The sequence below is a fragment of the Streptomyces sp. UC4497 genome, assembly GCF_054871485.1.
Map to the genome: position 1 here is coordinate 279,105 of NZ_JBTYHB010000002.1, position 22,447 is coordinate 301,551.

General features: G+C 69.1%; 23 protein-coding genes and 1 pseudogene. 4 read left to right on the top strand and 20 right to left on the bottom strand.

The annotated features are described in order from the left end of the window. From ACYSUO_RS04000 to ACYSUO_RS04050, 11 genes are all read right to left on the bottom strand, one after another. Entirely contained in the window at window positions 1–888 is an 888-nt protein-coding gene (locus ACYSUO_RS04000; RefSeq protein WP_461774572.1) for a diacylglycerol kinase, read from the bottom strand. 42 nt (window positions 889–930) lie between these two features. Next, on the bottom strand, window positions 931–1,896 hold the full coding sequence (gene tatC / locus ACYSUO_RS04005) for a twin-arginine translocase subunit TatC (protein ID WP_461774573.1): 966 nt from the start codon (window positions 1,894–1,896) through the stop codon (window positions 931–933). Window positions 1,897–1,947: 51 nt separating this feature from the next. Next, window positions 1,948–2,241, bottom strand: a complete 294-nt coding sequence (gene tatA, locus ACYSUO_RS04010) for a Sec-independent protein translocase subunit TatA (RefSeq protein ID WP_461774574.1) — start codon at window positions 2,239–2,241, stop codon at window positions 1,948–1,950. Window positions 2,242–2,500: 259 nt separating this feature from the next. Then, window positions 2,501–2,698 (bottom strand): hypothetical protein, encoded by a 198-nt coding sequence (locus ACYSUO_RS04015; protein WP_461774575.1) that lies wholly within the window; start codon window positions 2,696–2,698, stop codon window positions 2,501–2,503. A 9-nt stretch (window positions 2,699–2,707) separates the two neighbouring features. Next, window positions 2,708–2,953, bottom strand: a complete 246-nt coding sequence (locus tag ACYSUO_RS04020) for a hypothetical protein (protein WP_461774576.1) — start codon at window positions 2,951–2,953, stop codon at window positions 2,708–2,710. Between the two features lie 118 nt (window positions 2,954–3,071). Then, window positions 3,072–4,028: a helix-turn-helix transcriptional regulator gene (locus tag ACYSUO_RS04025; protein ID WP_461774577.1), complete on the bottom strand. Its 957-nt coding sequence runs from the start codon at window positions 4,026–4,028 to the stop codon at window positions 3,072–3,074. A gap of 18 nt (window positions 4,029–4,046) precedes the next feature. Beyond that, complete coding sequence (locus ACYSUO_RS04030) at window positions 4,047–5,000, bottom strand: helix-turn-helix transcriptional regulator (protein ID WP_426904837.1); 954 nt, start codon at window positions 4,998–5,000, stop codon at window positions 4,047–4,049. Window positions 5,001–5,130: 130 nt separating this feature from the next. Beyond that, window positions 5,131–5,505 carry an FKBP-type peptidyl-prolyl cis-trans isomerase gene (locus ACYSUO_RS04035; RefSeq protein ID WP_461774578.1) on the bottom strand — a complete coding sequence of 125 codons (375 nt, stop codon included), beginning with the start codon at window positions 5,503–5,505 and terminating at the stop codon, window positions 5,131–5,133. Between the two features lie 75 nt (window positions 5,506–5,580). Then, entirely contained in the window at window positions 5,581–6,594 is a 1,014-nt protein-coding gene (locus ACYSUO_RS04040; RefSeq protein WP_461774579.1) for an FKBP-type peptidyl-prolyl cis-trans isomerase, read from the bottom strand. A gap of 144 nt (window positions 6,595–6,738) precedes the next feature. Continuing rightward, window positions 6,739–8,100: a Pup--protein ligase gene (pafA, locus tag ACYSUO_RS04045; RefSeq protein WP_385759633.1), complete on the bottom strand. Its 1,362-nt coding sequence runs from the start codon at window positions 8,098–8,100 to the stop codon at window positions 6,739–6,741. A 9-nt stretch (window positions 8,101–8,109) separates the two neighbouring features. Next, window positions 8,110–9,369 carry an MFS transporter gene (locus ACYSUO_RS04050; RefSeq protein WP_461774580.1) on the bottom strand — a complete coding sequence of 420 codons (1,260 nt, stop codon included), beginning with the start codon at window positions 9,367–9,369 and terminating at the stop codon, window positions 8,110–8,112. Between the two features lie 119 nt (window positions 9,370–9,488). On the opposite strand from ACYSUO_RS04050, the gene ACYSUO_RS04055 reads away from it, so the two are divergent. Continuing rightward, window positions 9,489–10,589 (top strand): LacI family DNA-binding transcriptional regulator, encoded by a 1,101-nt coding sequence (locus tag ACYSUO_RS04055; protein WP_461774581.1) that lies wholly within the window; start codon window positions 9,489–9,491, stop codon window positions 10,587–10,589. A 59-nt stretch (window positions 10,590–10,648) separates the two neighbouring features. On the opposite strand, the gene prcA is transcribed toward ACYSUO_RS04055, so the two are convergent. The 6 genes and pseudogenes from prcA to arc form a co-directional block, all read right to left on the bottom strand. Beyond that, entirely contained in the window at window positions 10,649–11,419 is a 771-nt protein-coding gene (prcA, locus tag ACYSUO_RS04060) for a proteasome subunit alpha (RefSeq protein WP_461774582.1), read from the bottom strand. A 62-nt stretch (window positions 11,420–11,481) separates the two neighbouring features. Then, complete coding sequence (gene prcB, locus ACYSUO_RS04065) at window positions 11,482–12,327, bottom strand: proteasome subunit beta (RefSeq protein ID WP_461774583.1); 846 nt, start codon at window positions 12,325–12,327, stop codon at window positions 11,482–11,484. Continuing rightward, window positions 12,279–12,464, bottom strand: a pseudogene (locus ACYSUO_RS04070) (endonuclease domain-containing protein); the annotation flags it as partial. The pseudogene ACYSUO_RS04070 and the gene prcB, both read right to left, overlap by 49 nt. Window positions 12,465–12,525: 61 nt before the next feature. Beyond that, on the bottom strand, window positions 12,526–12,744 hold the full coding sequence (locus ACYSUO_RS04075) for a ubiquitin-like protein Pup (RefSeq protein ID WP_326019359.1): 219 nt from the start codon (window positions 12,742–12,744) through the stop codon (window positions 12,526–12,528). Window positions 12,745–12,946: 202 nt separating this feature from the next. Beyond that, the gene (dop, locus tag ACYSUO_RS04080) at window positions 12,947–14,458 is read right to left on the bottom strand and encodes a depupylase/deamidase Dop (RefSeq protein WP_461774584.1); all 1,512 of its coding nucleotides are present in this window, start codon (window positions 14,456–14,458) and stop codon (window positions 12,947–12,949) included. 280 nt (window positions 14,459–14,738) lie between these two features. Further along, window positions 14,739–16,505, bottom strand: coding sequence for a proteasome ATPase (gene arc, locus ACYSUO_RS04085; RefSeq protein WP_461774585.1), 1,767 nt, complete (start codon window positions 16,503–16,505; stop codon window positions 14,739–14,741). A gap of 263 nt (window positions 16,506–16,768) precedes the next feature. On the opposite strand from arc, the gene ACYSUO_RS04090 reads away from it, so the two are divergent. Continuing rightward, window positions 16,769–17,083, top strand: coding sequence for a ferredoxin (locus ACYSUO_RS04090; protein WP_461774586.1), 315 nt, complete (start codon window positions 16,769–16,771; stop codon window positions 17,081–17,083). A 76-nt stretch (window positions 17,084–17,159) separates the two neighbouring features. Here ACYSUO_RS04090 and ACYSUO_RS04095 read toward each other — a convergent pair whose 3' ends face one another. The 3 genes from ACYSUO_RS04095 to ACYSUO_RS04105 form a co-directional block, all read right to left on the bottom strand. Next, entirely contained in the window at window positions 17,160–17,735 is a 576-nt protein-coding gene (locus tag ACYSUO_RS04095; RefSeq protein ID WP_461774587.1) for a hypothetical protein, read from the bottom strand. Between the two features lie 233 nt (window positions 17,736–17,968). Then, the gene (locus tag ACYSUO_RS04100; RefSeq protein WP_266721490.1) at window positions 17,969–18,874 is read right to left on the bottom strand and encodes a tRNA (adenine-N1)-methyltransferase; all 906 of its coding nucleotides are present in this window, start codon (window positions 18,872–18,874) and stop codon (window positions 17,969–17,971) included. A gap of 55 nt (window positions 18,875–18,929) precedes the next feature. After that, the gene (locus ACYSUO_RS04105; protein WP_461774588.1) at window positions 18,930–20,537 is read right to left on the bottom strand and encodes a site-2 protease family protein; all 1,608 of its coding nucleotides are present in this window, start codon (window positions 20,535–20,537) and stop codon (window positions 18,930–18,932) included. A gap of 178 nt (window positions 20,538–20,715) precedes the next feature. Here ACYSUO_RS04105 and ACYSUO_RS04110 point away from each other — a divergent pair, with 178 nt between their 5' ends. Together ACYSUO_RS04110 and ACYSUO_RS04115 are read left to right on the top strand one after the other, a co-directional pair. Next, a complete protein-coding gene (locus ACYSUO_RS04110) occupies window positions 20,716–21,615 on the top strand; it encodes a RecB family exonuclease (RefSeq protein WP_461774589.1) in 900 nt (299 codons plus the stop codon). Window positions 21,616–21,664: 49 nt separating this feature from the next. Continuing rightward, window positions 21,665–22,336 carry a response regulator gene (locus ACYSUO_RS04115; RefSeq protein ID WP_266721484.1) on the top strand — a complete coding sequence of 224 codons (672 nt, stop codon included), beginning with the start codon at window positions 21,665–21,667 and terminating at the stop codon, window positions 22,334–22,336. Window positions 22,337–22,447 lie beyond the last annotated feature (111 nt).

A 22,447-nucleotide genomic window follows, 5' to 3' on the forward strand; every position in this document is an offset into this window, starting at 1 on the left:
TCAGGCGAGGATCCGCACCGCTCCCGGCACGCACTGCGCGACCAGCGGCAACGCGCCGACCGGCTCCCCGTCCGCGTAGCCCGTGGTGGCCTCGGCGGCCAGCTCGACACGCGCGGCCCGGTACACGGTGACCGCCGGGTGGTCGAGGTGGGTCCCCTTGTAGACCCGCGGGAACACCTTCAGCAGGGTCGTACGGGAGCAGTCCCCGACCACGGTCACGTCGAACAGCCCGTCGCTCATGTCGGCCTCCGCGCAGATCCGCATGCCGCCCCCGTACGAGGTCCCGTTGCCGACGGCGATCAGGGTCGCCGCGACCTCGCGCACGGAGCCGTCGTCGAGGGTCAGCTTGAACGGCACGGCCTTGAAGGTGGCCAGTTCCAGCGCGATCGCCAGGTCGTACTTGAAGCGGCCGAGCGGAAGCCGCATCCGGTTGCCGCGGTCGTTGACGCGGGAGTCGAAGCCGGAGGCGAGCACGGTGCCGAACCAGTGGTCGCCGATCCTGCCGAGGTCGATCTCGCGGGTCCCCGAGCCCTTCAGCGCATCGGCGACGAGTCTCCCGGCCGTGGCCGGGTCCCGTATCGGAAGTCCGAGGGCGCGGGCGAAGTCGTTGCCGGTACCGACGGCGACGATCCCGAGCGGTGTCTCGGTCCCCGCGACGGCCTGCAGCGCGAGGTTCACGAGGCCGTCCCCGCCGACGGCCACCAGCGCCCCGGTCCCCTCCGCCACCGCTTCACGCGCGCGTGCGAGGGCGTCGTCGGCGTCCTCGCCGACGACGGTGCGCACCTGGAAACCGGCTGCCCGCAAAGCGGAAGCGGCCGGCTGCGCAGCATGTGCGCCCCGGCCGCGTCCCGCGGTGGGATTGACGAAGAGGGTGATCTCACGGCTCACGGGCGGACACTAACAAGTGCCCCGCCCCGAACTGGAGTTACCTCAGGTCACATCGTCGTAACCGTTGACCCGCTCCGGTCGCGCCGCCCCGTCGGATGTCGCCTGCTCAGGGAGCGCCCGGCTCGCCGGGACGGACTCGATCTCGCCGATGTCCTCGGGCGTCAGGTCGAGCTCGGAGGCCTCGTCGTCATCGGGCCCCGCGGCCTCGCTGAGCCGCCTGCGCCGGTCGTTGAGGAGCGAGAAGCACACCGCTGCGAAGTAGAGGACCCAGATGGGGCCGGCGAGCGCCAGCATCGTCAGCGGGTCCGTGCTCGGCGTCGCGACGGCGGCGAACACGGTGATGCCCATGATCATCGCGCGCCACCAGCCGAGCATCCGCCTGCCGGTGATCGCCCCGATGAGGTTGAGGAAGATGAGCAGCAGCGGCAGCTCGAAGGCGAGGCCGAAGACGAGCACCATGCGCAGCACGAGGTCGAGCAGGTCGTCGAGCGGCAGCAGGTTCTGGGCGTTGCCCGGAGTGAACTCGATGAGGACCTTCGCCGTCGTCGGCAGCACCGAGTAGGCGAAGTAGGCGCCGGCCACGAAGAGCGGGGCACCCGTGCCCACGAACGCGTACGCGTACTTCTTCTCGTGCCGGTGCAGTCCGGGCGCCACGAAGCCCCAGAGCTGGAACAGCCAGACCGGGGAGGCGGCCACGACACCGGCCATCAGCGACACCTTCAGCGCCAGCGTGAAGGGGGTGAGCAGACCGTTGAGGGTGATCTGGGCGCAGGGCTTGTCCGACGTGGACCTGGCCAGCTCGGAGAACGACTGCTCACAGCCGACCGAGTCGAGGATCGGCCGGGTGATCAGGTTGATGATGTCGTTGTAGAAGAACGCGGCGACGACGGTGATCGCGACGATGGCAAGGAGCGCCTTCGCGAGCCGGTTGCGGAGCTCGCGCAGGTGCTCCGCGAGCGGCATCCGCCCCTCGGGATCCTTCTCCTCTTTGCGGGCAGACTTGAGCAACCCACGTCCTCATCTCGTGCGGCAGGCCGCCATGGCAGGGGCGGCCTTCGATCAGCTCTTGGTCGTCTGGTTCGTCTGCTCGTTCACGGGACGCGAGCTGTCCACGTCACCGGGGGCCGCCTTGATGGTGCGCTGCGCCGGAGGCGTCGTGGCGTCCTGCGGCGGGTCCGAGGGAGCGGCCGACTTGTCGCCGCCCTCGCTCTTCATGGCCTTGGCCTCGCTCTTGAGGATGCGGGCCGACTTGCCCAGCGAACGCGCCATGTCGGGAAGCTTCTTCGCGCCGAACAGCAGAATGACCACTACGAGGATCAGGATGATCTCGGGTGCACCGAGCCTTCCGAACATATCCGTTTACCTTCTCACTGAGGCGGCAGGGGCGGGGCTGCCGGTACCGATCGGACCTCGGACTGTTGTCCGACCACCGTGCTGGCAGCGATCGTATCCCGTGGGGGTAAACACGAGGCAATGCCCGTGCGTCCTCCCAATTGCGGACCGCGCCTCACTACCGGGCCGCCAAAGGGAGCGTACCCGCCGACCCCGACAACGGGACAGGCCGCGGCGGTAAAGCGCTTTCCACACTCCCGCCACGTGCGCCGACGGAGCGTCAGACCACGTCGCCGCCGGCCTTCGCGACCCCCACGGCGGCCCGCTCGAGATCCTCCGCCGCACTGTTGATCCGCTGTGTGGTGTCGGCCACTTGACGGCCGAGGCGCTGCGCCTCGACGAAGACCTTCACCGCGAGGACCGCCAGCACGGCGAGCCCCACGAACCCCACAGCAACCGCCAGCATCGCCCAGAACATGCGCCGAGCCTAGACGGTCTGGTGGAGGCGCAGCGTGCGCACCCCGCCACCGGTGAGGAGTTCGATGATGCGCTCACCGGCGGGCTTGCGGACCGAGGTCTCGCACTCGGGGCAGGTGAACGAGTAGAACGTGGTGCGGCTGCTGGCCCCGATCGCCAACCGGATCGCCGAGGCGGCCAGTTCGAAGCGGGCGCGACAGTCGGGGCAGCCGGCCCGGAAGACGATGGGCGCCACGGTGGTCGCCGTGGCGGGCATTTCGGCAATGTCAGTGAAACCGGCCACACCAGTCATGTCACACACCTCACACCATTTGTCCGTTGTGCACCGTACGTCGTGATACGTCGCCGGGGATCCGGGGGCGCGTCCAACTCCCTCACGCCGCCCCGTCGTACGCCAAAAGCGCCTCGCGCGCCGCGGCCCGCGCACTGGTCGCCAGCTCGGCGGGCGACACGATGTGCCCGTCCCGGCCGAGCCGCAGCGCGAGCCTGCGCAGCGAGGACGGGTCCGGCGTGCGCAGCGTGATCCGCAGCCCGCCGTCCGGCAACTCCTCGGCGCTGTCGTGCGGGTAGTACTCGGCGACCCAGCGCCCACCGGGCCCGACCTCGACGACCACCTCGGGGTCCTCGGCCGCGGGCTGCACGAGCCCCTCGGACAGGTCCCGCAGTTCGACCTGCGGCGGCGCCGACGGCTCGTCCAGGACCTTGATCTCGGCGACCCGGTCGAGCCGGAACGTCCGCCGCGCCTCGGACCGACGACACCACGCCTCTACGTAGGTGTGGCCCACGCTCACGAGCCGGATCGGGTCGATCTCCCGCTCGGTGACCTCGTCACGCGCGGGCGAGTAGTAGCGGATCCACAGCCGGCGCCGCTCCGAGATCGCCCGGTCGACGTCCGCGAAGACGCCGCCCTCCGACTCGAAGGTCACGCTCAGGCGCGCGCTGGCACCGGCCACCTCACCGGCCGCGGTCTCCAGCTTCGCGGTCGCCCGCAGCAGCGCAAGACGGTCGCTCTCGCGCAGTCCGGGCAGCGTCGCCACCGCGCGGGCGGCCACCAGAAGCGCGGTCGCCTCGTCCGCGGCGATCCGCAGCGGCTCCGCGACATCGTCCGGGTTGTGCCACCAGATGCGGTCGCCGTCGGTGTCGATGTCGAGCAGATCGCCGCCGCGGAAGCTCGTCCCGCACAGCGGCAGCACGTCCAGGTCGGAGATCAGCTCGTCCTCGGTGATGCCGAAGGCCCGCGCGACATCCTCCACGCGCGCGCCGGGGCGCTCACGCAGATACGTCACCAGGGACAACATCCGCCGGGTCTGGTCAATGGCGTTGGAAGCCATGCTTGTACGTACTCCCCCTCAGCCCTTGGCCACGGCGCGCAGCCGGTCCACGACATCGGCCCGCAGCTCGGCGGGCTCCAGCACCACCACGTCCGGGCCGAACTCCACCAGCCAGGCGTCGAGCCCGTGCCCGTACGGGATCTCCACCTCGTCCCAGCCGTCGCCGAGCTCGCGCACGGAGGCGGCCTTGGAGCGCAGCGGGAAACCGGCACCCGCCCGGAGCTTGATCAGCGCGGAGCGGTCGGCGGTCTCCCCCGCCCAGCTCGCGACGGTCTCCCGCACGGTCACCACATCCGGCACCGGCACCTTGAACTGACCCGCCCGCGAGCGCACCTTGCCGGTGATCCGGGACAGCCGGAAGACACGCTCGGCCTGCCGGTCGCGGTCCCAGCCCGCGAGGTACCAGTGGCCGCGCCAGCACTCCAGGGCCCACGGCTCCACGTGCCGCTGCCCGGGCCGCGCGGCCGTGGCCTTGCGGTAGTCGAAGACGACGGGGCGCCGGTCGCGGCAGGCCAGCATCAGCGGCTCGAAGGACGCCTCGTGCGCCGGGATCCTCGGTTCGAGCGCGCCATGGCTCTCGTACGGGTCCACGTCCTCGGGCATCCCGGCCGCGCGCAGCTTCTGCAGGGCGCCGCTCGCGGCACCGGCGAGGCGGGCCTGCTGCCAGACCTTCGCGGCGAGACCGAGGGCGGCGGCCTCCTCGGCGTCGAGCGTGACGGGCGGCAGGCGGTTGCTGTCGCGTCCTGCCAGATAGCCGACCTCGCCGTCCAGGTTCTCCACGGTCTCGATGACCAGGCCGAGTTCGCGCAGATCGTCCTTGTCGCGCTCGAACATCCGGTTGAAGGAATCGTCGCTGCCCGCTTCGAGGTAGGCCTCGATCGAGCCGCGCAGCTCACGCTTGCTGAGCGGACGCCGCGTCCCGAGCAGACACAGCGCCAGATTCATCAGCCGCTCGGCCTTGGCAATCGCCATCGACGCCCTTTCCTGAAGGTGACTCCCGACGGACGACCGTACCGCTCGGGCGTGTCCTGGCAAAAGCCGAAGGCCCATGCCAGACGGCATGGGCCTTCGGTTGACCGCTTGCGGTCGGAGTGTGACTGGCTCAGACGCCCATCAGGTCACACACGAAGATCAGCGTCTCGCCGGGGGCGATGCGGCCGCCACCGGCGCCGCTGTCGCCGTACGCGAGGTGCGCCGGGATGGTCAGCTCACGACGGCCACCGACCTTCATGCCCTGCACGCCCTTGTCCCAGCCCGCGATGACCTGACCGGCGCCGAGCTGGAACTCCAGCGGCTTGCCCCGGTTCCAGGAGGCGTCGAACTCCTCGCCGGTGGAGAAGGACACGCCCACGTAGTGGACCTTCACGAAGTCGCCGGCCTTGGCCACGGCGCCGTCGCCCTCCCAGAGGTCCTTGATCTGAAGGTCCGCCGGCGGGTCGCCGATCGGGAAGTCGACCTCGGGCTTGTCGATGTTCACGTGAAGTGCTCCTGCTTGTTGACTGCTCTGCAACCGGGACAGTCTGCCATCTTCACCGGCGCGCTGCGCGACGGCTCAGTGCGCGGCGAGGATGTCGACCGTGAAGACCAGCGTCGAGTTGGCCGGCAGCGTCTTGCCCTGCGCCTTCTTGCCGTACGCCTGCTCCGGCGGGATCACCAGGAGCACCCGGTCACCGACGTGCTTGCCGACGAGCCCGTTGTCCCAGCCCTTGATGACCTGACCGGCGCCGATCGGCGTCGTGAACGGCTGGCCGCTCTTCCAGGACGAGTCGAACAGCTCGGCCTTCTTCTTGCCCTCGTTGACCTTCCAGGCGGCACCGCTGTACTGCATGGTGACCGTCTGGCCCTTCTTGACCTCGGCACCCTTGCCCTGGATGAGGACCTTGTCGACCAGGTCCTTCGGCGGGTCGCCCTTCGGGATCGAGATCGTCGCCGGCTCTTCCTTGTCGGCCTGGATCTGCGGCAGGTTCGACGGGATCGAGGCCTGCTTGCCCTCGGCCTTCTTCGGGATGACCTTGCCGACGTCCAGGGCGAAGACGAGCGTGTCCGAGCCCTTGATGCCCACCTGCTGGTTGCCCTGGCTGCCGAAGCCCGCGGCCGGCGGCGCCACGACGAGGACCCGGCTGCCCTCCTTCTGCCCGAGCACGGCCTGCGAGAACGCCGGAAGCTGACCCTCCGCGCCCGCGGTCACCATCTGGTCGCCACCGCCCTGCGAGCCGTACGTGGAACCGAGGTCCTTGCCGCCCTTCCAGACCTTGCCGGTGAAGTTCATCGACACCAGGTCGTTCTTCTTCACCGCCGGACCATCGCCCTGGGACAGCGTGTGCACGACGAACTTGTCGCTCGGGTCGCCCTTCGGCAGCGAGATCTTCGCCTGCTTGCCGTACGCGCCCGAGACCTTCGGCATCGGGTCGGCCTTGTCGACCGCCTTCGGTACCGCGGCCGCCTTCGGCGAGGAGGACGACGAGTCGGCCTTGTCCGCCGAATCCTTGCTGTCGTCGCTGCCGCAGGCCGTCGCGGTCAGCGCCAGTGCCGGCACGATCAGTAGAGCTGCAAGTCGGCGTCGCACAGTGGTCCTCAAGTCGCTCGAATATGGTCCGGCCACTCTAGGCCTTCGCCCCGACATTCCAAGGGACGGCCAGGGGCCTCGTACGAATGATTCGTACGAGGCCCCTGGCCGGATTGCTCAGCGTGTGCGCATACCTACCGGCGATCACATACCGGCGATCAACTTCTCCACCCGGTCGTCCACACTGCGGAACGGGTCCTTGCACAGCACCGTGCGCTGCGCCTGATCGTTCAACTTCAGATGCACCCAGTCGACCGTGAAGTCACGGCGCTGCTCCTGGGCACGGCGAATGAAGTCACCGCGCAACCTCGCGCGCGTGGTCTGCGGCGGCACCGACTTGCCCTCGAAGATCTTCAGATCGTTGCAGATCCGCTTGGCCTGGCCCTTCTTCTCCAGGAGGTAGTAGAGACCGCGCTGCCGGTGGATGTCGTGATACGCGAGGTCTATCTGCGCGACCCTCGGGTGCGACATCGTCATGTTGTGCTTCGCGCGATAACGCTCGATGAGCTTGTACTTCATGACCCAGTCGATCTCGGTGCCCACCCGGTCCAGATCCTCGGACTCGATGGCGTCGAGCGTGCGACCCCACAGCTCCAGAACCTGCTCCACGGTGCCGCTGCGGATGCCCCTGCGCTCGCAGAAGTCCACGGCCTTCTCGTAGTACTCGCGCTGCACCTCGAGGGCCGAGGCCTCACGGCCACTGGCGAGCCGCACCTTGCGGCGGCCCGTGATGTCGTGACTCACCTCGCGGATCGCCCGGATCGGGTTCTCCAGGGTGAGGTCGCGCATCACCGTGCCCGCCTCGATCATGCGCAGCACGAGGTCGGTGGCGCCGACCTTCAACAGCATCGTCGTCTCCGACATGTTGGAGTCGCCGACGATGACGTGCAGACGGCGATAGCGCTCGGCGTCCGCGTGCGGTTCGTCCCTGGTGTTGATGATCGGCCGGGAACGCGTCGTCGCGGAGCTGACGCCCTCCCAGATGTGCTCGGCACGCTGGCTCACGCAGTACACCGCACCGCGCGGCGTCTGCAGCACCTTGCCCGCGCCGCACAGCAACTGACGCGTGACCAGGAAGGGGATGAGAATGTCCGCGAGCCGCGAGAACTCCCCGTGCCGCGCCACCAAGTAGTTCTCATGGCAGCCGTAGGAGTTACCCGCCGAGTCGGTGTTGTTCTTGAACAGGTATACGTCGCCTGCGATTCCCTCCTCGTGCAGGCGGCGTTCGGCGTCGACGAGCAGGCCTTCCAGAATGCGCTCGCCCGCCTTGTCGTGCGTGACCAACTCGGTCACGTTGTCGCATTCGGGAGTTGCGTATTCCGGATGCGACCCGACATCGAGGTAAAGGCGGGCGCCGTTCCGCAGAAAGACATTGCTGCTGCGGCCCCATGACACGACACGGCGGAAGAGGTACCGCGCCACCTCGTCAGGAGACAGGCGGCGCTGTCCCCTGAACGTACACGTGACGCCGTACTCGTTCTCCAGCCCGAAAATGCGGCGGTCCATGACTGAACATTACGCCCGATCCCCCGAGCTGAAACGGGGTTCGACGGCACGGTTTGGATCATTTTCCGACGAGCGCGCGACACGCCCGGACGTGCGCGGCTCCGCCAGGACCCGAGCCGTTGAAAGCAGGACGACCAGTGCGAGCGTGCCGGCGACGGCCGGAACGGCGAACCCCCAGCGCGTGCCGGCCCCCTCGACGACCGGGCCCGCCACGGCCGTTCCCAGGCTGGAGCCGACCATGAACGTCGTCACGAGCCACGAGAACGCCTCCGTCACCGTGCCGGTCGGCGCATGCCGGTCCACGACGATGAACGCGCACGCGATGCACGGCGCCAGGAACACCCCGGCCACCAGCGTCAGGGCCACCATCGCGACCGGCCCCGGCATCAGGACCAACGGCACGTAGAACAAGGCCAGCAGCGCCACCAGCCACCGAAGTCGCCGCTCCGGAGCGCCACTCCACTGACGCGCCCCGTAGACACTGCCGCCCACCAGCGCGCCCATCCCGATCGCCGCCATCAACCAGCCGTACACCGCGTCGCCGCCCCGCCCCTCCGCGTACGACATCGCCGCCACGGTGATCGAACCGAGCGCGGTCCCGATGAACAGGAAGGCGACGAGCAGCACCAGCAGCCCCGACGAACGCAACGCGCCCAGCCAGTGCGCCTCGCGCGGAGCCGACCGCCACGCGCGCGAAGGCTTCGACAGCACCACGGAGAGCGCGCCGAGCACACCGATCACGTTGAGCACCACGAGCGCGGCCTGCGCCGACCACAGCGACACGCACAACGTCACCAGCAACGGCCCGACGGTGAACATGACTTCCTGCGCGATCGCGTCCATCGCGTACGCCGTGTGCACCTGCTCCTCGCGCGCCAACACGCTGGGCCACAGTGCGCGCAGGCCGCCCTCCAGCGGCGGCGTGAACAGTCCGGCCAGGGCCATCGCCGCGTACGCCAACGGCAGCGAGTCCATCCCGACGAACGCGAAGACCGTCATGGCGAGTCCCGACAGGACAGCCGCCGGCAGCTGCACCTTCGGCTGGCCCCGCAGATCGACGAGGCGCCCGAGGAGCGGCTGCCCGATCGCGTTCGCCACCCCGTACACCGCCGCGAGCGCGCCCGCCAGGCTGTACGTGCCGCCCTCGGCCCGAATGAACAGCACGACGGCGATCGGGGCCGTCGCGTTCGGCAGCCTGCCCACCAGCGTCCCCGTGAGCAGCCGCATCGCATGCCGCGCCCTGAGGATCTCCGCATACCTCGCGGCCATCGCCCGCCCCCGCCCTGAAGTTTTACGTATAACGTCCCGGCGTTATACGTACCACGTGCCCGGCGGACAGAGCCACCCGCTAACGTCGGGAACCCTGGACGACACCTACGGAGGCACCAGTGACCAGCGGCCAGGACGGCACCACGACCGCCCGCCCCACCAGCAGGGACGTCGCCCGCGCGGCCGGCGTCTCCCAGGCCGCCGTCTCGCTCGTCATGGGCGACAAATGGCGCGGCCGAGTCTCCGAGACCACCGCGGAACGCGTACGCACCGCCGCGGAGCGACTCGGCTACCGACCCAACCTCGCGGCCCGCAACCTCCGCACCGGCCGCACCCGCACCGCCCTCCTCGTCGTCCCCGCACTCACCAACGAGTTCTTCGCCGGGGTCTACACCGGAGCCGCCCGCGTCGCCGTACAACACGACTTCGGCGTCGTCCTCTACCCCTCACCCGACGGCATCGGCCCGTCCCACCCGTCTCCCACCACCACCCTCAAAGGAAGGCCCATGCGGGCCCCTTGGATTCCCAACCCCTTCCCCTCCGCCCGCGCCGCCCTCGACGGCATCCTCGCCTCCTCCATGGCCGCCGACGCCCTCACCGCCCTGCGCGGCGACGACACCCCGCCCATCCCCCTCGTCATGCTCGACAGCGACCCCACGGGCAGCCCCGGCGCCACCACCGTCAACCTCGACCTCGCCGACGGCATCCGGCAGATCACCGACCACCTCATCGGCCACGGCCACCGCAACTTCCTGCACCTGGCCTCCGCCGTCCAGTCCTGGACCTTCGACGTGCGCGCCCGCGAACTCGCCGCCCGCACCGCACAGTTGCCGGGCACCACCGTGCGCACCGTCCGCTCCGCCCTCACCGTCGAGGACGCCGTCACCGCCACCGAAACGGCGCTGCGCACCTCCGGCCTCGTCGAACCCACCGCCATCGTCTGCGACGACGACAAGCTGGCCGCCGGCGCCTACAAGGCCGCACGCCGCCTGGGCCTGCGCGTCCCCGACGACCTCTCCATCACCGGCTTCGACGACCTCACCCTCGCCACCGCCATCGAACCCGAACTCACCACCGTACGGCTGCCCGCCGAGGAGGTCGGCGCACACGGCATGCGCGCACTCCTCGCCGTCCTCGACCACCGGGAAGCCGACACCACCCCCCTCCCCGTCGAACTGATCGTGCGCGGCTCCACAGGACCGGCCGCACCCCGCCCCTGACACACGTGTGCCCCGACCGGTTCGCCAACCGGCCGGGGCACACGACGCGCTACGCGCTCCTACTTGTCCTCTGAAGGACCGTCGCCGTCGGACACCGCGTCCGACTCGGCCTCCGTCGTCGCGGCAGCCCCCTCGGCCGTGAGCAGCCGCTCCAACTGCCGCCCCACGATCCGCTTGAACTTCCGCTGCTGCGGCCGCGTACGGTCCAGGACCGCCACCTCCAGGCGCTCCGCGGGAATCTCCCGCTCGCCCCCATTGGTGTCCCGCGACAGCGCCGTCACCGCCAGCTTCAACGCCTCCGACAGCGTCATGCCGTCACGGTGCTGCTGATCCAGATAATTGCTGATCTGCTCCGCGCTGCCACCGACCGCCACTGAGCCGTGCTCGTCGACGATCGAGCCGTCGTGCGGAAGCCGGTAGATCTGGTCGCCCTCGGCCGACTGACCGACCTCGGCGACCACCAACTCCACCTCGTACGGCTTCTCCCCCGCGCTGGAGAAGATCGTGCCCAGCGTCTGTGCGTACACATTCGCCAGACCGCGAGCCGTCACATCATCACGGTCGTACGTGTAACCCCGCAGATCCGCGTAGCGCACGCCACCGATGCGGAGGTTCTCGTACTCGTTGTACTTACCGGCGGCCGCGAAGCCGATCCGGTCGTAGATCTCGCTGAACTTGTGCAGAGCACGGGACGGGTTCTCGCCGACGAACACGATGCCATCGGCGTACTGCAGCACGACAAGGCTGCGACCGCGAGCGATGCCCTTGCGCGCGTACTCCGCGCGGTCGGCCATCGCCTGCTGGGGTGAGACATAGAACGGCGTCGACACCGGCTATCCGTCCCTTTCTGTCAGTGGCTCGATGAGTAGGCAACCAAGAGGGAGTCGGCCGACTAGAGGAGAGCGGCCCGCGGACCGTCCGGCCGCTCCATGCGCCGCTCCAGGATCGACCGGGCGATACCCGAGGACTCGTCGTCCGACAGCCGCCGGAAACCCTCGTCCGAGATCACCGTGACGATCGGGAAGATCCGCCGCGCCATGTCGGGACCACCCGTCGCCGAGTCGTCGTCCGCCGCGTCGTACAGAGCCTGCACGACCAGCGTCGTCGCCTCCTCCTCCGACAGGTCGTCGCGGTAGAGCTTCTTCATCGCCCCACGCGCGAACACCGAACCGGAACCGGTCGCCGCGTAACCGTGCTCCTCGCTGCGGCCACCCGTGACGTCGTACGAGAAGATCCGGCCCTTCTCGCGATCCACGTCGTACCCGGCGAACAGCGGCACGACGGCCAGACCCTGCATGGCCATCCCCAGGTTCGACCGGATCATGGTCGACAACCGGTTCGCCTTGCCCTCCAAGGACAGCTGCGCACCCTCGACCTTCTCGAAGTGCTCCAGCTCCAACTGGAAGAGCTTCACCATCTCGACGGCCAGACCGGCCGTGCCGGCGATGCCGACGGCCGAGTACTCGTCCGCCGGGAAGACCTTCTCGATGTCGCGCTGCGCGATCACATTCCCCATCGTGGCCCGCCGGTCACCGGCGAGCACGACGCCGCCGGGGAACGTGGTGGCCACGATAGTCGTGCCGTGCGGGGCCTCGATGACGCCCTGCGTCGGCGGCAACTGCCGGTTGCCCGGCAGGATTTCGGGCTGGTGCTCCGACAGGAAGTCCATGAACGACGACGATCCAGGCGTCAGGAAGGCAGCCGGTAGACGCCCGGTGCTACGAGGGTTGGCTTCCACGCGTTTCCTTCCAAGTAGGCGGTGGCCCGACGTGTGCTGTCGGGATCGTCTCCCAACTTACCGAGGGCCGAATTGCAGTTGAAGCACAGTACGCCTCGGACCCTACCCGTCTCGTGGCAGTGATCCACATGTACGGCGAGGACGATCCGCAAAGGCCGCGCACGGTGTGGGCGCACCGCACCGCACGCGACGCTTCGCCTACTCGCCGCCCTTTTGCACGAAGGACCTCACGAAGTCCTCCGCGTTCTCCTCCAGGACGTCGTCGATCTCGTCCAGAACCGAGTCGACGTCGTCGCTCAGCTTCTCCTGGCGCTCCTTGAGGTCCTCGGTCGACTGCTCGTCGACCGCCTGCTCCTCGACCTCCTCGGTGGAGCGCGTCGCCTTCTGCTGTCCGCCGCCGGTGTCCTTGGTTGCCATGTCCAGCTCACCCCGCTCGGTTCGACATCCACGCCGTGGACGACGTGGTTCGCCTCAGGTCGTTCGTGATCAGAACCCTACGCGTCGGCTCTGACATCGGCCCCGCACTTTCCTCAACGTGCGGGGCCCACCTCTGTGATTCCCCTGCCACCGACTTTTCAGCCCCGGATCCGTGATTGATCATCGGTGGATCGGGCGCCGGTCACTGCCCGGACAGCACCCGGACCAGATCCTCGGCCGTGCGGCACCTGTCAAGGAGCTCCTTCACGTGGTTCCGCGTTCCGCGAAGGGGCTCCAGGGTGGGGACGCGCTGGAGGGAGTCCCGGCCGGGCAGGTCGAAGATGACCGAGTCCCAGGAGGCCGCCGCGACGTCGTCCGCGTACTGCTCCAGGCAGCGCCCGCGGAAGTACGCCCGGGTGTCCTCAGGCGGCTTCGTACGGGCGTTCTCGACCGCCGGTTCGTCCAGGAGGCGCTTCATCTTGCCGCGCGCCGCCAGACGGTTGTAGAGGCCCTTCTCGGCGCGTACGTCGGCGTACTGGAGGTCGAGCAGGTGCAGCTTGGCGGCGTCCCACTCGAGGTCGTCGCGGCGCCGGTAGCCCTCCATGAGCTCGAGCTTGGTGACCCAGTCGAGCTCGCCGGACAGGCTCATGGGATCGGATTCCAGGCGCCCCAGTACGTCCTCCCAGCGGGCCAGGACGTCCTTGGTCTGGTCGTCCGCGTCGGCGCCGAAGCGCTCCTCCACGTACTTCCTGGCGAGTTCGAAGTACTCCATCTGGAGCTGGACCGCGGTGAGTGTGCGGCCACTACGGAGCGTGATCAGGTGCTGGAGGGACGAGTCGTGGGAGACCTGGTGGAGGGTGCGGACCGGCTGGTCCACGGCCAGGTCGACCGCGATGAAACCATCTTCGATCATGGACAGAACGAGTGACGTCGTGCCGAGCTTGAGGTAGGTGGAGATCTCCGAGAGGTTGGCGTCACCAATGATCACGTGCAGGCGACGGTACTTCTCGGCGTCCGAATGCGGCTCGTCGCGCGTGTTGATGATCGGGCGCTTGAGGGTGGTCTCGAGGCCCACCTCGACCTCGAAGTAGTCGGCGCGCTGGCTGAGCTGGAACCCGTGGTCGTGGCCGTCCTGGCCGATGCCGACGCGGCCGGCCCCGGTCACGACCTGGCGTGAGACGAAGAACGGGGTCAGGTGGCGCACGATGTCCGAGAAGGGGGTCTCCCGCTTCATCAGGTAGTTCTCGTGCGTCCCGTAGGAGGCGCCCTTGTTGTCGGTGTTGTTCTTGTAGAGGTGGATGGGCTGGGCACCTGGCAGCTGGGCCGCCCGGTCGGCGGCCTCGGCCATGATGCGCTCGCCGGCCTTGTCCCAGAGCACGGCGTCCCAGGGGTTGGTGACCTCGGGTGAGCTGTATTCGGGGTGTGCGTGGTCCACGTAGAGGCGCGCGCCGTTGGTGAGGATGACGTTGGCCAGGCCGATGTCCTCGTCGGTGAGCTGGCTGGAGTCGGCGGCCTCGCGGGCGAGGTCGAAGCCTCGGGCGTCGCGCAGCGGGTTCTCTTCCTCGAAGTCCCAGCGGGCCCTGCGGGCCCGGTGCATCGCCGCCGCGTAGGCGTTGACGATCTGGGACGAGGTGAGCATGGCATTGGCGTTGGGGTGGCCGGGGACGGAGATCCCGTATTCCGTCTCGATGCCCATTACTCGCCGTACGGTCATGCGGCCCTCCTTGCCCGGCAGCGCCCTCGGTCGGGGGCGCCGCTCAAGTACCGCTGGTTCTCCGGTGCATGTGCGGTGCCCGTCCCCGCACTGCGCGACTCGGCGGCATAGCAGAGCCTAGAACGCCTTTGCGCTGGTGGGGAGATCATTTGCGTCATTGGATTCGCTCCGCTTTCGAGCGGGTGGTCGCGTGGTCGGTTCCTGTCGTGTGCCGCAAAGTGTTGCCGCAAAACAGTCGGCTGCGGGTACCCGCTCGGGGCACCCGCAGCCGCCCTGTCTTTTACAGGTACTGACCGGTGTTCGCCACCGTGTCGATGGAGCGTCCGGTGTCCGCGCCCTGCTTTCCGGTGACGAGCGTGCGGATGTAGACGATCCGCTCGCCCTTCTTGCCGGAGATTCGGGCCCAGTCGTCCGGGTTGGTGGTGTTGGGCAGGTCCTCGTTCTCCTTGAACTCGTCGATGCAAGCCTGCAGGAGGTGGGAGACCCTGAGTCCCTTCTGGTTCTGGTCGAGGAAGGCCTTGATGGCCATCTTCTTGGCGCGGCCGACGATGTTTTCGATCATTGCGCCGGAGTTGAAGTCCTTGAAGTAGAGGACTTCCTTGTCGCCGTTTGCGTACGTCACCTCGAGGAAGCGGTTTTCCTCGGTTTCGGCGTACATGTGCTCCACGGCCGTCTGGATCATGGCGTGGACGGTGGCTGCCCGGTCGCTGCTGTGCTCGTCGAGGTCGTCGAGGTGCAGCGGCAGACGCTGGGTGAGGTACTTGCCGAAGATGTCCTTGGCCGCTTCGGCGTCCGGGCGCTCGATCTTGATCTTCACGTCGAGTCGTCCGGGCCGCAGGATGGCCGGGTCGATCATGTCCTCACGGTTGGAGGCACCGATCACGACCACGTTCTGCAGGCCTTCGACGCCGTCGATCTCGGCGAGCAGCTGCGGGACGATGGTGTTCTCCACGTCCGAGCTGACGCCGGAGCCACGGGTGCGGAACAGCGACTCCATCTCGTCGAAGAAGACGATGACGGGCGTGCCCTCGCTGGCCTTCTCACGAGCGCGCTGGAAGACGAGGCGGATCTGCCGCTCGGTCTCGCCGACGTACTTGTTGAGAAGTTCGGGACCCTTGATGTTGAGGAAGTAGCTCTTGCCCTGGGCCACTCCGGTCACTTCCGCGACCTTCTTGGCGAGGGAGTTCGCCACTGCCTTGGCGATCAGGGTCTTACCGCATCCGGGGGGCCCGTACAGCAGGACGCCCTTGGGCGGCCGCAGTTCGTGCTCCCTGTAGAGGTCCGGGTAGAGGTAGGGGAGCTCGACCGCGTCGCGGATCAGTTCGATCTGGTTGCCCAGGCCGCCGATCTGCTCGTAGCCGATGTCCGGGACCTCTTCGAGGACGAGTTCCTCTACTTCGCTCTTCGGTACGACTTCGTAGACATAGCCGGATCGGGGTTCGAGCAGTAGGGCATCGCCGGGGCGGATGGTGACGTCCAGCAACGGCTCGGCGAGCCGTACCACCCGTTCCTCGTCGGTGTGCCCGACCACGAGGGCTCGATCGCCGTCCTCGAGGATTTCCTTGAGGGTGACGATGTCGCCGACGCTCTCGAACTCCATGGCCTCGACCACGTTGAGCGCTTCGTTGAGCATGAGTTCCTGGCCGCGCCGGAGCTCTTCGAGTTCGACGCTTGGACTCACGTTCACACGGAGTTTGCGGCCGCCGGTGAAGATGTCGGCGGTACCGTCCTCGTTTGCCGAGAGGAAAACTCCGAAGCCTGCCGGTGGTTGTGCGAGCCGGTCGACTTCTTCCTTGAGGGCCACGATTTGGTCGCGTGCCTCACGGAGTGTGCCTGCGAGCCGCTCGTTCTGGGCGGACACGCCGGCCAGATTGGTCTGCAGTTCGACGATCCGCTCTTCGAGAATCCTCGTGTGCCGCGGAGAGTCGGCGAGCTTGCGCCGCAGGACGGCGATTTCCTGCTCGAGATAGGCAACCTGCCCGGCGGGGTCTTCGGACCCTCGTCCCGGGCGGATGCCGCGGTTGATGTCGTCGTCGTGGGCTGCCACGGTCCTCACCTCCTCCAAGGGGAGCTGGACGCTTCCAGACCCTACCTGGGCGGGTGTCGATTGAAACCCCTAGATCAAAAAGACGATGGGGTGTGTCCGATCTTCACCCTTGCGCTCTCCCTCACGCCAGGGGAATACCCACCCAACAACATCGGAAAGCGGCCGGTTGTAGGGTCGAAGCGTTCAACACCCGTCAGGCTTGGCCCGACTTGCTCCTCTGGAGGAGCTTTTCGGGGGCCGCGACGCAGGAAACGGCAGGAGACATGACCGTGCGGCAAGAGGCCGGATCCGGTACCGACAGCAGCGTTCCGCTGGAGGTGTGGATCGACCAGGATCTGTGCACCGGGGACGGGATCTGCGCGCAGTACGCTCCGGAGGTCTTCGAGCTGGACATCGACGGTCTCGCGTATGTGAAGAGCGCGGACGACGAGCTGTTGCAGGACGCGGGCGCGTCAACGCCCGTGCCGCTTCCGCTTTTCACGGATGTGGTGGCGTCGGCGAAGGAGTGTCCGGGCGACTGCATCCATGTGCGCCGGGTTTCGGACAGGGTCGAGGTCTACGGCCCTGACGCTGAGTAAAAATTCGGTAGCTCTGCGTAAACATGTGGGCCCCGTCCGCCGGTGATCCGGCGGGCGGGGCCCCTTGCGCGCGGTGTCAGGCGGCGCGGGCCTCGGAGGGCGTGGAGCGGACGAACGCCCCGTTCCGCCACTGCCACTTGGCCTTCTCGTGGACGTCCGGGCGGTATCGGGGCACGGAGTCCGAGGAGTAGCCGTCCAGGTCGGCGAGGACCGATCCGTCCTGTATGGCGAGCATGGTCGCCGAGTAGTTGTCCTTCGGCGTGACGAGCGTGGCGACGACGCGGGGCTTGGCGCCCGCGGGCTGTGTGACGACGTAGATGCCGCTGGGCGGGGTGCCGACGCCGGCGTCGCAGCGGACGACGGCGACCGTCTCGGGGCGTCCGTCGCCGTCCAGGTCCCCGGTGGCCTTCTTGACGACGGCGGTCTTGACGGGCCCGCAGTCGAGCGGGAAGTGCACGGCGGCGGGGTCGGGCGGGGCCACGGCCGCGGGTCTGCTCGCGGGCCGCTCCTGGTCGACCTGGGCCGCGGTGGCGGCGTCGGGCTTGAGGAAGCCGGAGACCGCGACGACCGCGGCGAGGGCGGCGGCGGTGGCCAGCCAGTGGATGGGGCGTGTGGTGGTGTGCGCCAGTTCCGGGACGGCGGATTGCTGCACGAGGAGCGTCTCCTGTGAGGGCTGTGCCGGTGGGGGTGGCCAGCATCGTGCCATACGTCACAGTGCGCGGGAACGGTGGGGTCCGTTCTTTCTCTCGGTGATATCTGGTCCTGTTGCTGCCGTTACGCCAACGAACAAGCGCCGCCGCCGAGTTCCCGTGGGTGCAGGGGAACTCGGCGGCGGCGCTGTCGCGTTGTGCGGTCGTACGTTTTCGGTGACTGGGCCGCGGTGGCTCAGCGGCCCCGGTTGCCGCCTGCGGCGTTCGGGCCGTCGTAGTCCTCGCCGTAGGCGCCCTTGGCGGGGCGGCGGCGGCGCATGGGCGGCTCGACACCGTCCGCGAGGCGGCGGGCGGTGAGCAGGAAGCCGGTGTGGCCGATCATCCGGTGGTCGGGGCGGACGGCGAGGCCCTCCACGTGCCAGTTGCGGATCATCGACTCCCAGGAGGTCGGCTCGTTGAAGCAGCCGATCTCGCGGATGGACTCGACGGTGCGGGCGAGCTGCGTGGTGGTGGCCACGTAGCAGCACAGGATGCCGCCGGGGACGAGCGCCTTCTTGACGACGTCCAGGCACTCCCAGGGGGCGAGCATGTCGAGGATGACGCGGTCGACGTCACCGTCGGACAGGTTGTCCTGGAGGTCGCCGACGGTGAGCTGCCAGGCGGGGTGCGGGCCACCGAAGTAGCGCTCCACGTTCCCCTTGGCGATCTCTGCGAAGTCCTCGCGGCGCTCGTAGGAGTGCAGCATGCCCTGGTCGCCGATGGCGCGCAGCAGGAAGCTGCTGAGCGAGCCGGAGCCCACACCCGCTTCCACGACGCGGGCGCCGGGGAAGATGTCGGCGAAGGCGAGGATCTGCCCCGCGTCCTTGGGGTAGACCACGGCGGCGCCGCGGGGCATGGACAGGACGTAGTCGGGGAGCAGGGGGCGCAGCGCGAGATAGGCGACGTTTCCGGTGGTGCGGACAACGCTGCCCTCGGGTGCGCCGATCAGCTCGTCGTGCGGGAAGGAACCCTTGTGGGTGTGGAAGTTCTTTCCCTCTTCGAGCGTGAACGTGTAGTGGCGGCCCTTGGGGTCGGTCAGCTGAACCTGGTCCCCGACCGTGAAGGGCCCGCGCCTGCGGGCGGCACCGGTCGGTTCGGACATGCGAACAGCCTACCGGGCCTGGCGCGGGCCGCCGACCACGCGGCTTGTGCGACGTCTACGAAGGCCGGGCCATGGCCTTGACGAAGGCGCGTTCCACGTCGGCCGCGGAGAGGACTCCGTAGATGGCGCCGTTCTCCTCGACCACGAGGTATTCGGTGGCGGGGGTCTCGCGGAGGGTGTCGAGGAGTTCTTCGCCGGCGAGTTCGGCGGAGACGCGCATGCCGTCGGTGAGGTCCTGGGCGAGGCCGCTGACGGGGACCCAGGGGCGGCGGTGTTCGGGGATGCCGACGATGGCGGCCTCGCGGACGAGGGAGTGCGGGTCGCCGTCGGCGTCGACGACGACGAGGGCGCGGGCGCCCGCCTCGTTGGCCCGGCGCAGGGCTTCGGAGAGGGGGGTCTCGCCCTCGACGGGGACTGCGCGGCGGGTGAGGGTGCGGGCGCGCAGGTCGGGGAGGTGTTCGCGCAGCCGTGCCATGCGCAGGCTGTTGCCGGCGCCGGTCCAGATGATCGCGGCGAGGATGGCGGCGAGCAGCGCGTCCATGAGGGTGTCCATGCCGCCGGACTCCTCGGCGCCTTCACCGAGGGCGCCGGACTGGGTGAGCAGCGGCAGGCCGATGAGGACGGCGACGGCGAGGGCGCGGCCGACCCAGGCGGCGGCGATGGTGCCGCTCATGGGCTTGCCGGTGAGCTTCCAGACGACGGCGCGGAGCATCCGGCCGCCGTCGAGCGGCAGTCCCGGCAGGAGGTTGAACGCGGCGACGATCAGGTTGGAGATCATCAGGCCCGCGAGGAGCACGCCGGGGACGGTGCCGGGTTCGACGGCGCGCATCGCCGCGTAGAAGACGCCGGAGAGGACGAGGGAGAGCAGGGGACCCACGAAGGCGAGCATGAATTCGCGGCCGGGGGTCTCGGACTCCTTCTCGATCTCGGAGACGCCGCCGAAGAACTGCAGCTGGATGCGGCGCACCGGGAGCTTGTAGCGCAGTGCGACGACGGTGTGGGCGAGTTCGTGGATGAGGACCGAGGCGTAGAAAGCGACGGCGAAGAAGAGGGAGACGAGGTAGCGGGCGGCGCCGAGTTCGGGCAGTACGCGGTCGAGTTGGCCGCCGAACACCCAGGTGATCAGCGCGGCCACGAGGAACCAGCTGGGGGCGACGTACACGGGGACGCCGAAGGGGCGGCCCATGAGGAGTCCGCCGCGTGGTTCGGGGCGCTTGGTGGGGCCCTTGATGGCGCCCTTGCGCTTGCCGGAGGTCGCGGCGGCGCGCTCGGGGTGGCGGTCGTAGGGGTGCGCGGGCGGTGTGCTGCCCTGCGGCTCGGGCGTGGAGTCCGTGGCCGGGGTGGGGTCGGCCTGCGGGGTGCCAGGAGCCTGCGGGGTGCCGGGGGTCTGCGGGGCGTCAGGGGTCTGCCGCGGCGCCGTGCCGTCCGGTTCCGCGTCGGCCGACTGCTGCTGCGCCGCCGCGTTCGACGGCTGCTCGGTCGCCGCGTCCCGCGGCTCCGTGCCGCTCGCGCGCTCCCCCTGGTCCTGCGGCGTTTCGGGTTCTCCCGGATCCTGGGCCCCACTGGTTGCGCGGGCTTCGGTCGCGTCCGGCTCGACCGCGGCCGGAGGTCGGGGCGACGTCGCCTCCCCGGTGCCGGACTGCGGCTGGCCGCTCTCGTCCACGGTGATCCCTCGGTCCCCTCGTTCGAAGCGTTTCCCGCCGCCCGGCGGGACGTTCTGGCGTCGATGGTATGCGGACAGTGTCGACGGGCCCCCGTCGACTCCCCCGCGCCACGCTACGCAAGACGCGGCCAGTGTGCAGGTGCCTGACTGTCAGTGCGGGCCCGTATCGTCGTACGGCATGGAGACCAGCACGGATCAGGCCCCCGCACGGCCCGCGGCCGCCCCGCCGGGGTCGCTCTCGCCGTCGCGCGCGAGCGACTTCATGCAGTGCCCGCTGCTGTACCGGTTCCGGGTGATCGACAAGCTGCCGGAGAAGCCGAGCGAGGCGGCGACGCGGGGCACGCTGGTCCATGCCGTCCTGGAGCGGCTCTTCGACGCGCCCGCGGAGGAGCGGACGGCGCCGCGGGCCGCGGCGCTGATCCCCGGCCAGTGGGAGCGCCTTCGGGAGTCGAAGCCGGAGCTGGCCGAGCTGTTCGCCGACGCCGGTGAGGGCGAGGAGGCCGCGGGCGAGCGGATGGCGCGCTGGCTGGGCGATGTGGAGCGCCTCGTGGAGCGCTGGTTCACGCTGGAGGATCCGACGCGGCTCGAGCCCGTGGAGCGGGAGCTCTTCGTGCAGGCCGAGCTGGAGTCGGGCCTGAAGCTGCGCGGAATCATCGACCGGGTGGACGTGGCGCCGACGGGCGAGGTCCGCATCGTCGACTACAAGACGGGCAAGGCGCCGCGCCCCCAGTACGCGGAGGGCGCGCTGTTCCAGATGAAGTTCTACGCGCTGGTGGTGTGGCGCCTGAAGGGGGTCGTGCCGCGCCGCCTTCAGCTCGTGTATCTGGGCAGTGGGGACGTGGTGACGTACGACCCGGTGCAGGCGGATCTGGAGCGGGTGGAGCGCAAGCTGCTCGCGTTGTGGGAGGCGATCCAGCTGGCGACGGAGACGGGCGAGTGGCGGCCGCGGCCCACGAAGCTGTGCGGCTGGTGCGACCACCAGGCGGTGTGCCCGGAGTTCGGCGGCACTCCCCCGCCGTACCCGCTGCAGATCGTCTCGGCGCCCCGGGCCGGGGCGGAGGACCTCCCGCAGGCATAGCAGGGCAGAATGGGCCGCCGGGTCTGTCGAAGGATCAAAGGAGAGTTTCGTGGCCATCCGCGTCCTACTGGTCGATGACCAGCCGCTGCTGCGTACGGGCTTTCGCATGATCCTGGAGGCCGAGCAGGACATCGCGGTGGTCGGCGAGGCCGGGGACGGTCTGCAGGCCCTCGACCAGGTGCGTGCCCTCCAGCCCGATGTGGTCCTGATGGACATCCGGATGCCGCGGATGGACGGCGTGGAGGCGACCCGGCAGATCTCGGGCCCCGGCAAGGACGGCCCGGCGAAGGTCCTGGTGCTGACCACGTTCGACCTCGACGAGTACGTGGTGGAGGCGTTGAAGGCGGGCGCCAGCGGCTTCCTGCTGAAGGACGCACCCGCGGGCGAGCTGGTGCAGGCGATCCGCGTGGTGGCGGCCGGCGAGGCCATGCTGGCGCCGAGCATCACGCGCCGGCTGCTCGACAAGTACGCGGACCATCTCCCGTCCGGCGACGAGCCGGTCCCGGACACGCTGCACACCCTCACGGAGCGGGAGGTGGAGGTGTTGAAGCTGGTCGCGCGCGGCCTGTCGAACGCCGAGATCGCCGCCGACCTGTTCGTGAGCGAGACGACGGTGAAGACCCACGTCGGCCATGTGCTCACGAAGTTGGGCCTGCGCGACCGGGTGCAGGCGGCTGTGTACGCGTACGAGAGCGGACTGGTCCGCCCGGGCGCGCAGTAGGCGGTACTAGGGCCTGTCTTCAAACTCCCGTCGTCGCCCGGAGGGCGGCCCGGCGGCGTCTGGGGCGTGCGATCGCAAGGCGCCGGAGAGTCCTAGTAGCGGAGCTACTCG

Coding starts and splice junctions, on each gene's coding strand:
- pafA (WP_385759633.1), bottom strand. CDS start 8,100: ATGGACCGCCGCATTTTCGGGCTGGAGAACGAGTACGGCGTCACGTGT.
- ACYSUO_RS04050 (WP_461774580.1), bottom strand. CDS start 9,369: ATGGCCGCGAGGTATGCGGAGATCCTCAGGGCGCGGCATGCGATGCGG.
- ACYSUO_RS04100 (WP_266721490.1), bottom strand. CDS start 18,874: ATGTCCGAACCGACCGGTGCCGCCCGCAGGCGCGGGCCCTTCACGGTC.
- ACYSUO_RS04075 (WP_326019359.1), bottom strand. CDS start 12,744: ATGGCAACCAAGGACACCGGCGGCGGACAGCAGAAGGCGACGCGCTCC.
- ACYSUO_RS04015 (WP_461774575.1), bottom strand. CDS start 2,698: ATGTTCTGGGCGATGCTGGCGGTTGCTGTGGGGTTCGTGGGGCTCGCC.
- ACYSUO_RS04030 (WP_426904837.1), bottom strand. CDS start 5,000: ATGGCGATTGCCAAGGCCGAGCGGCTGATGAATCTGGCGCTGTGTCTG.
- ACYSUO_RS04110 (WP_461774589.1), top strand. CDS start 20,716: ATGGAGACCAGCACGGATCAGGCCCCCGCACGGCCCGCGGCCGCCCCG.
- tatA (WP_461774574.1), bottom strand. CDS start 2,241: ATGTTCGGAAGGCTCGGTGCACCCGAGATCATCCTGATCCTCGTAGTG.
- ACYSUO_RS04025 (WP_461774577.1), bottom strand. CDS start 4,028: ATGGCTTCCAACGCCATTGACCAGACCCGGCGGATGTTGTCCCTGGTG.
- dop (WP_461774584.1), bottom strand. CDS start 14,458: ATGACCGTACGGCGAGTAATGGGCATCGAGACGGAATACGGGATCTCC.
- ACYSUO_RS04090 (WP_461774586.1), top strand. CDS start 16,769: ATGACCGTGCGGCAAGAGGCCGGATCCGGTACCGACAGCAGCGTTCCG.
- ACYSUO_RS04020 (WP_461774576.1), bottom strand. CDS start 2,953: ATGCCCGCCACGGCGACCACCGTGGCGCCCATCGTCTTCCGGGCCGGC.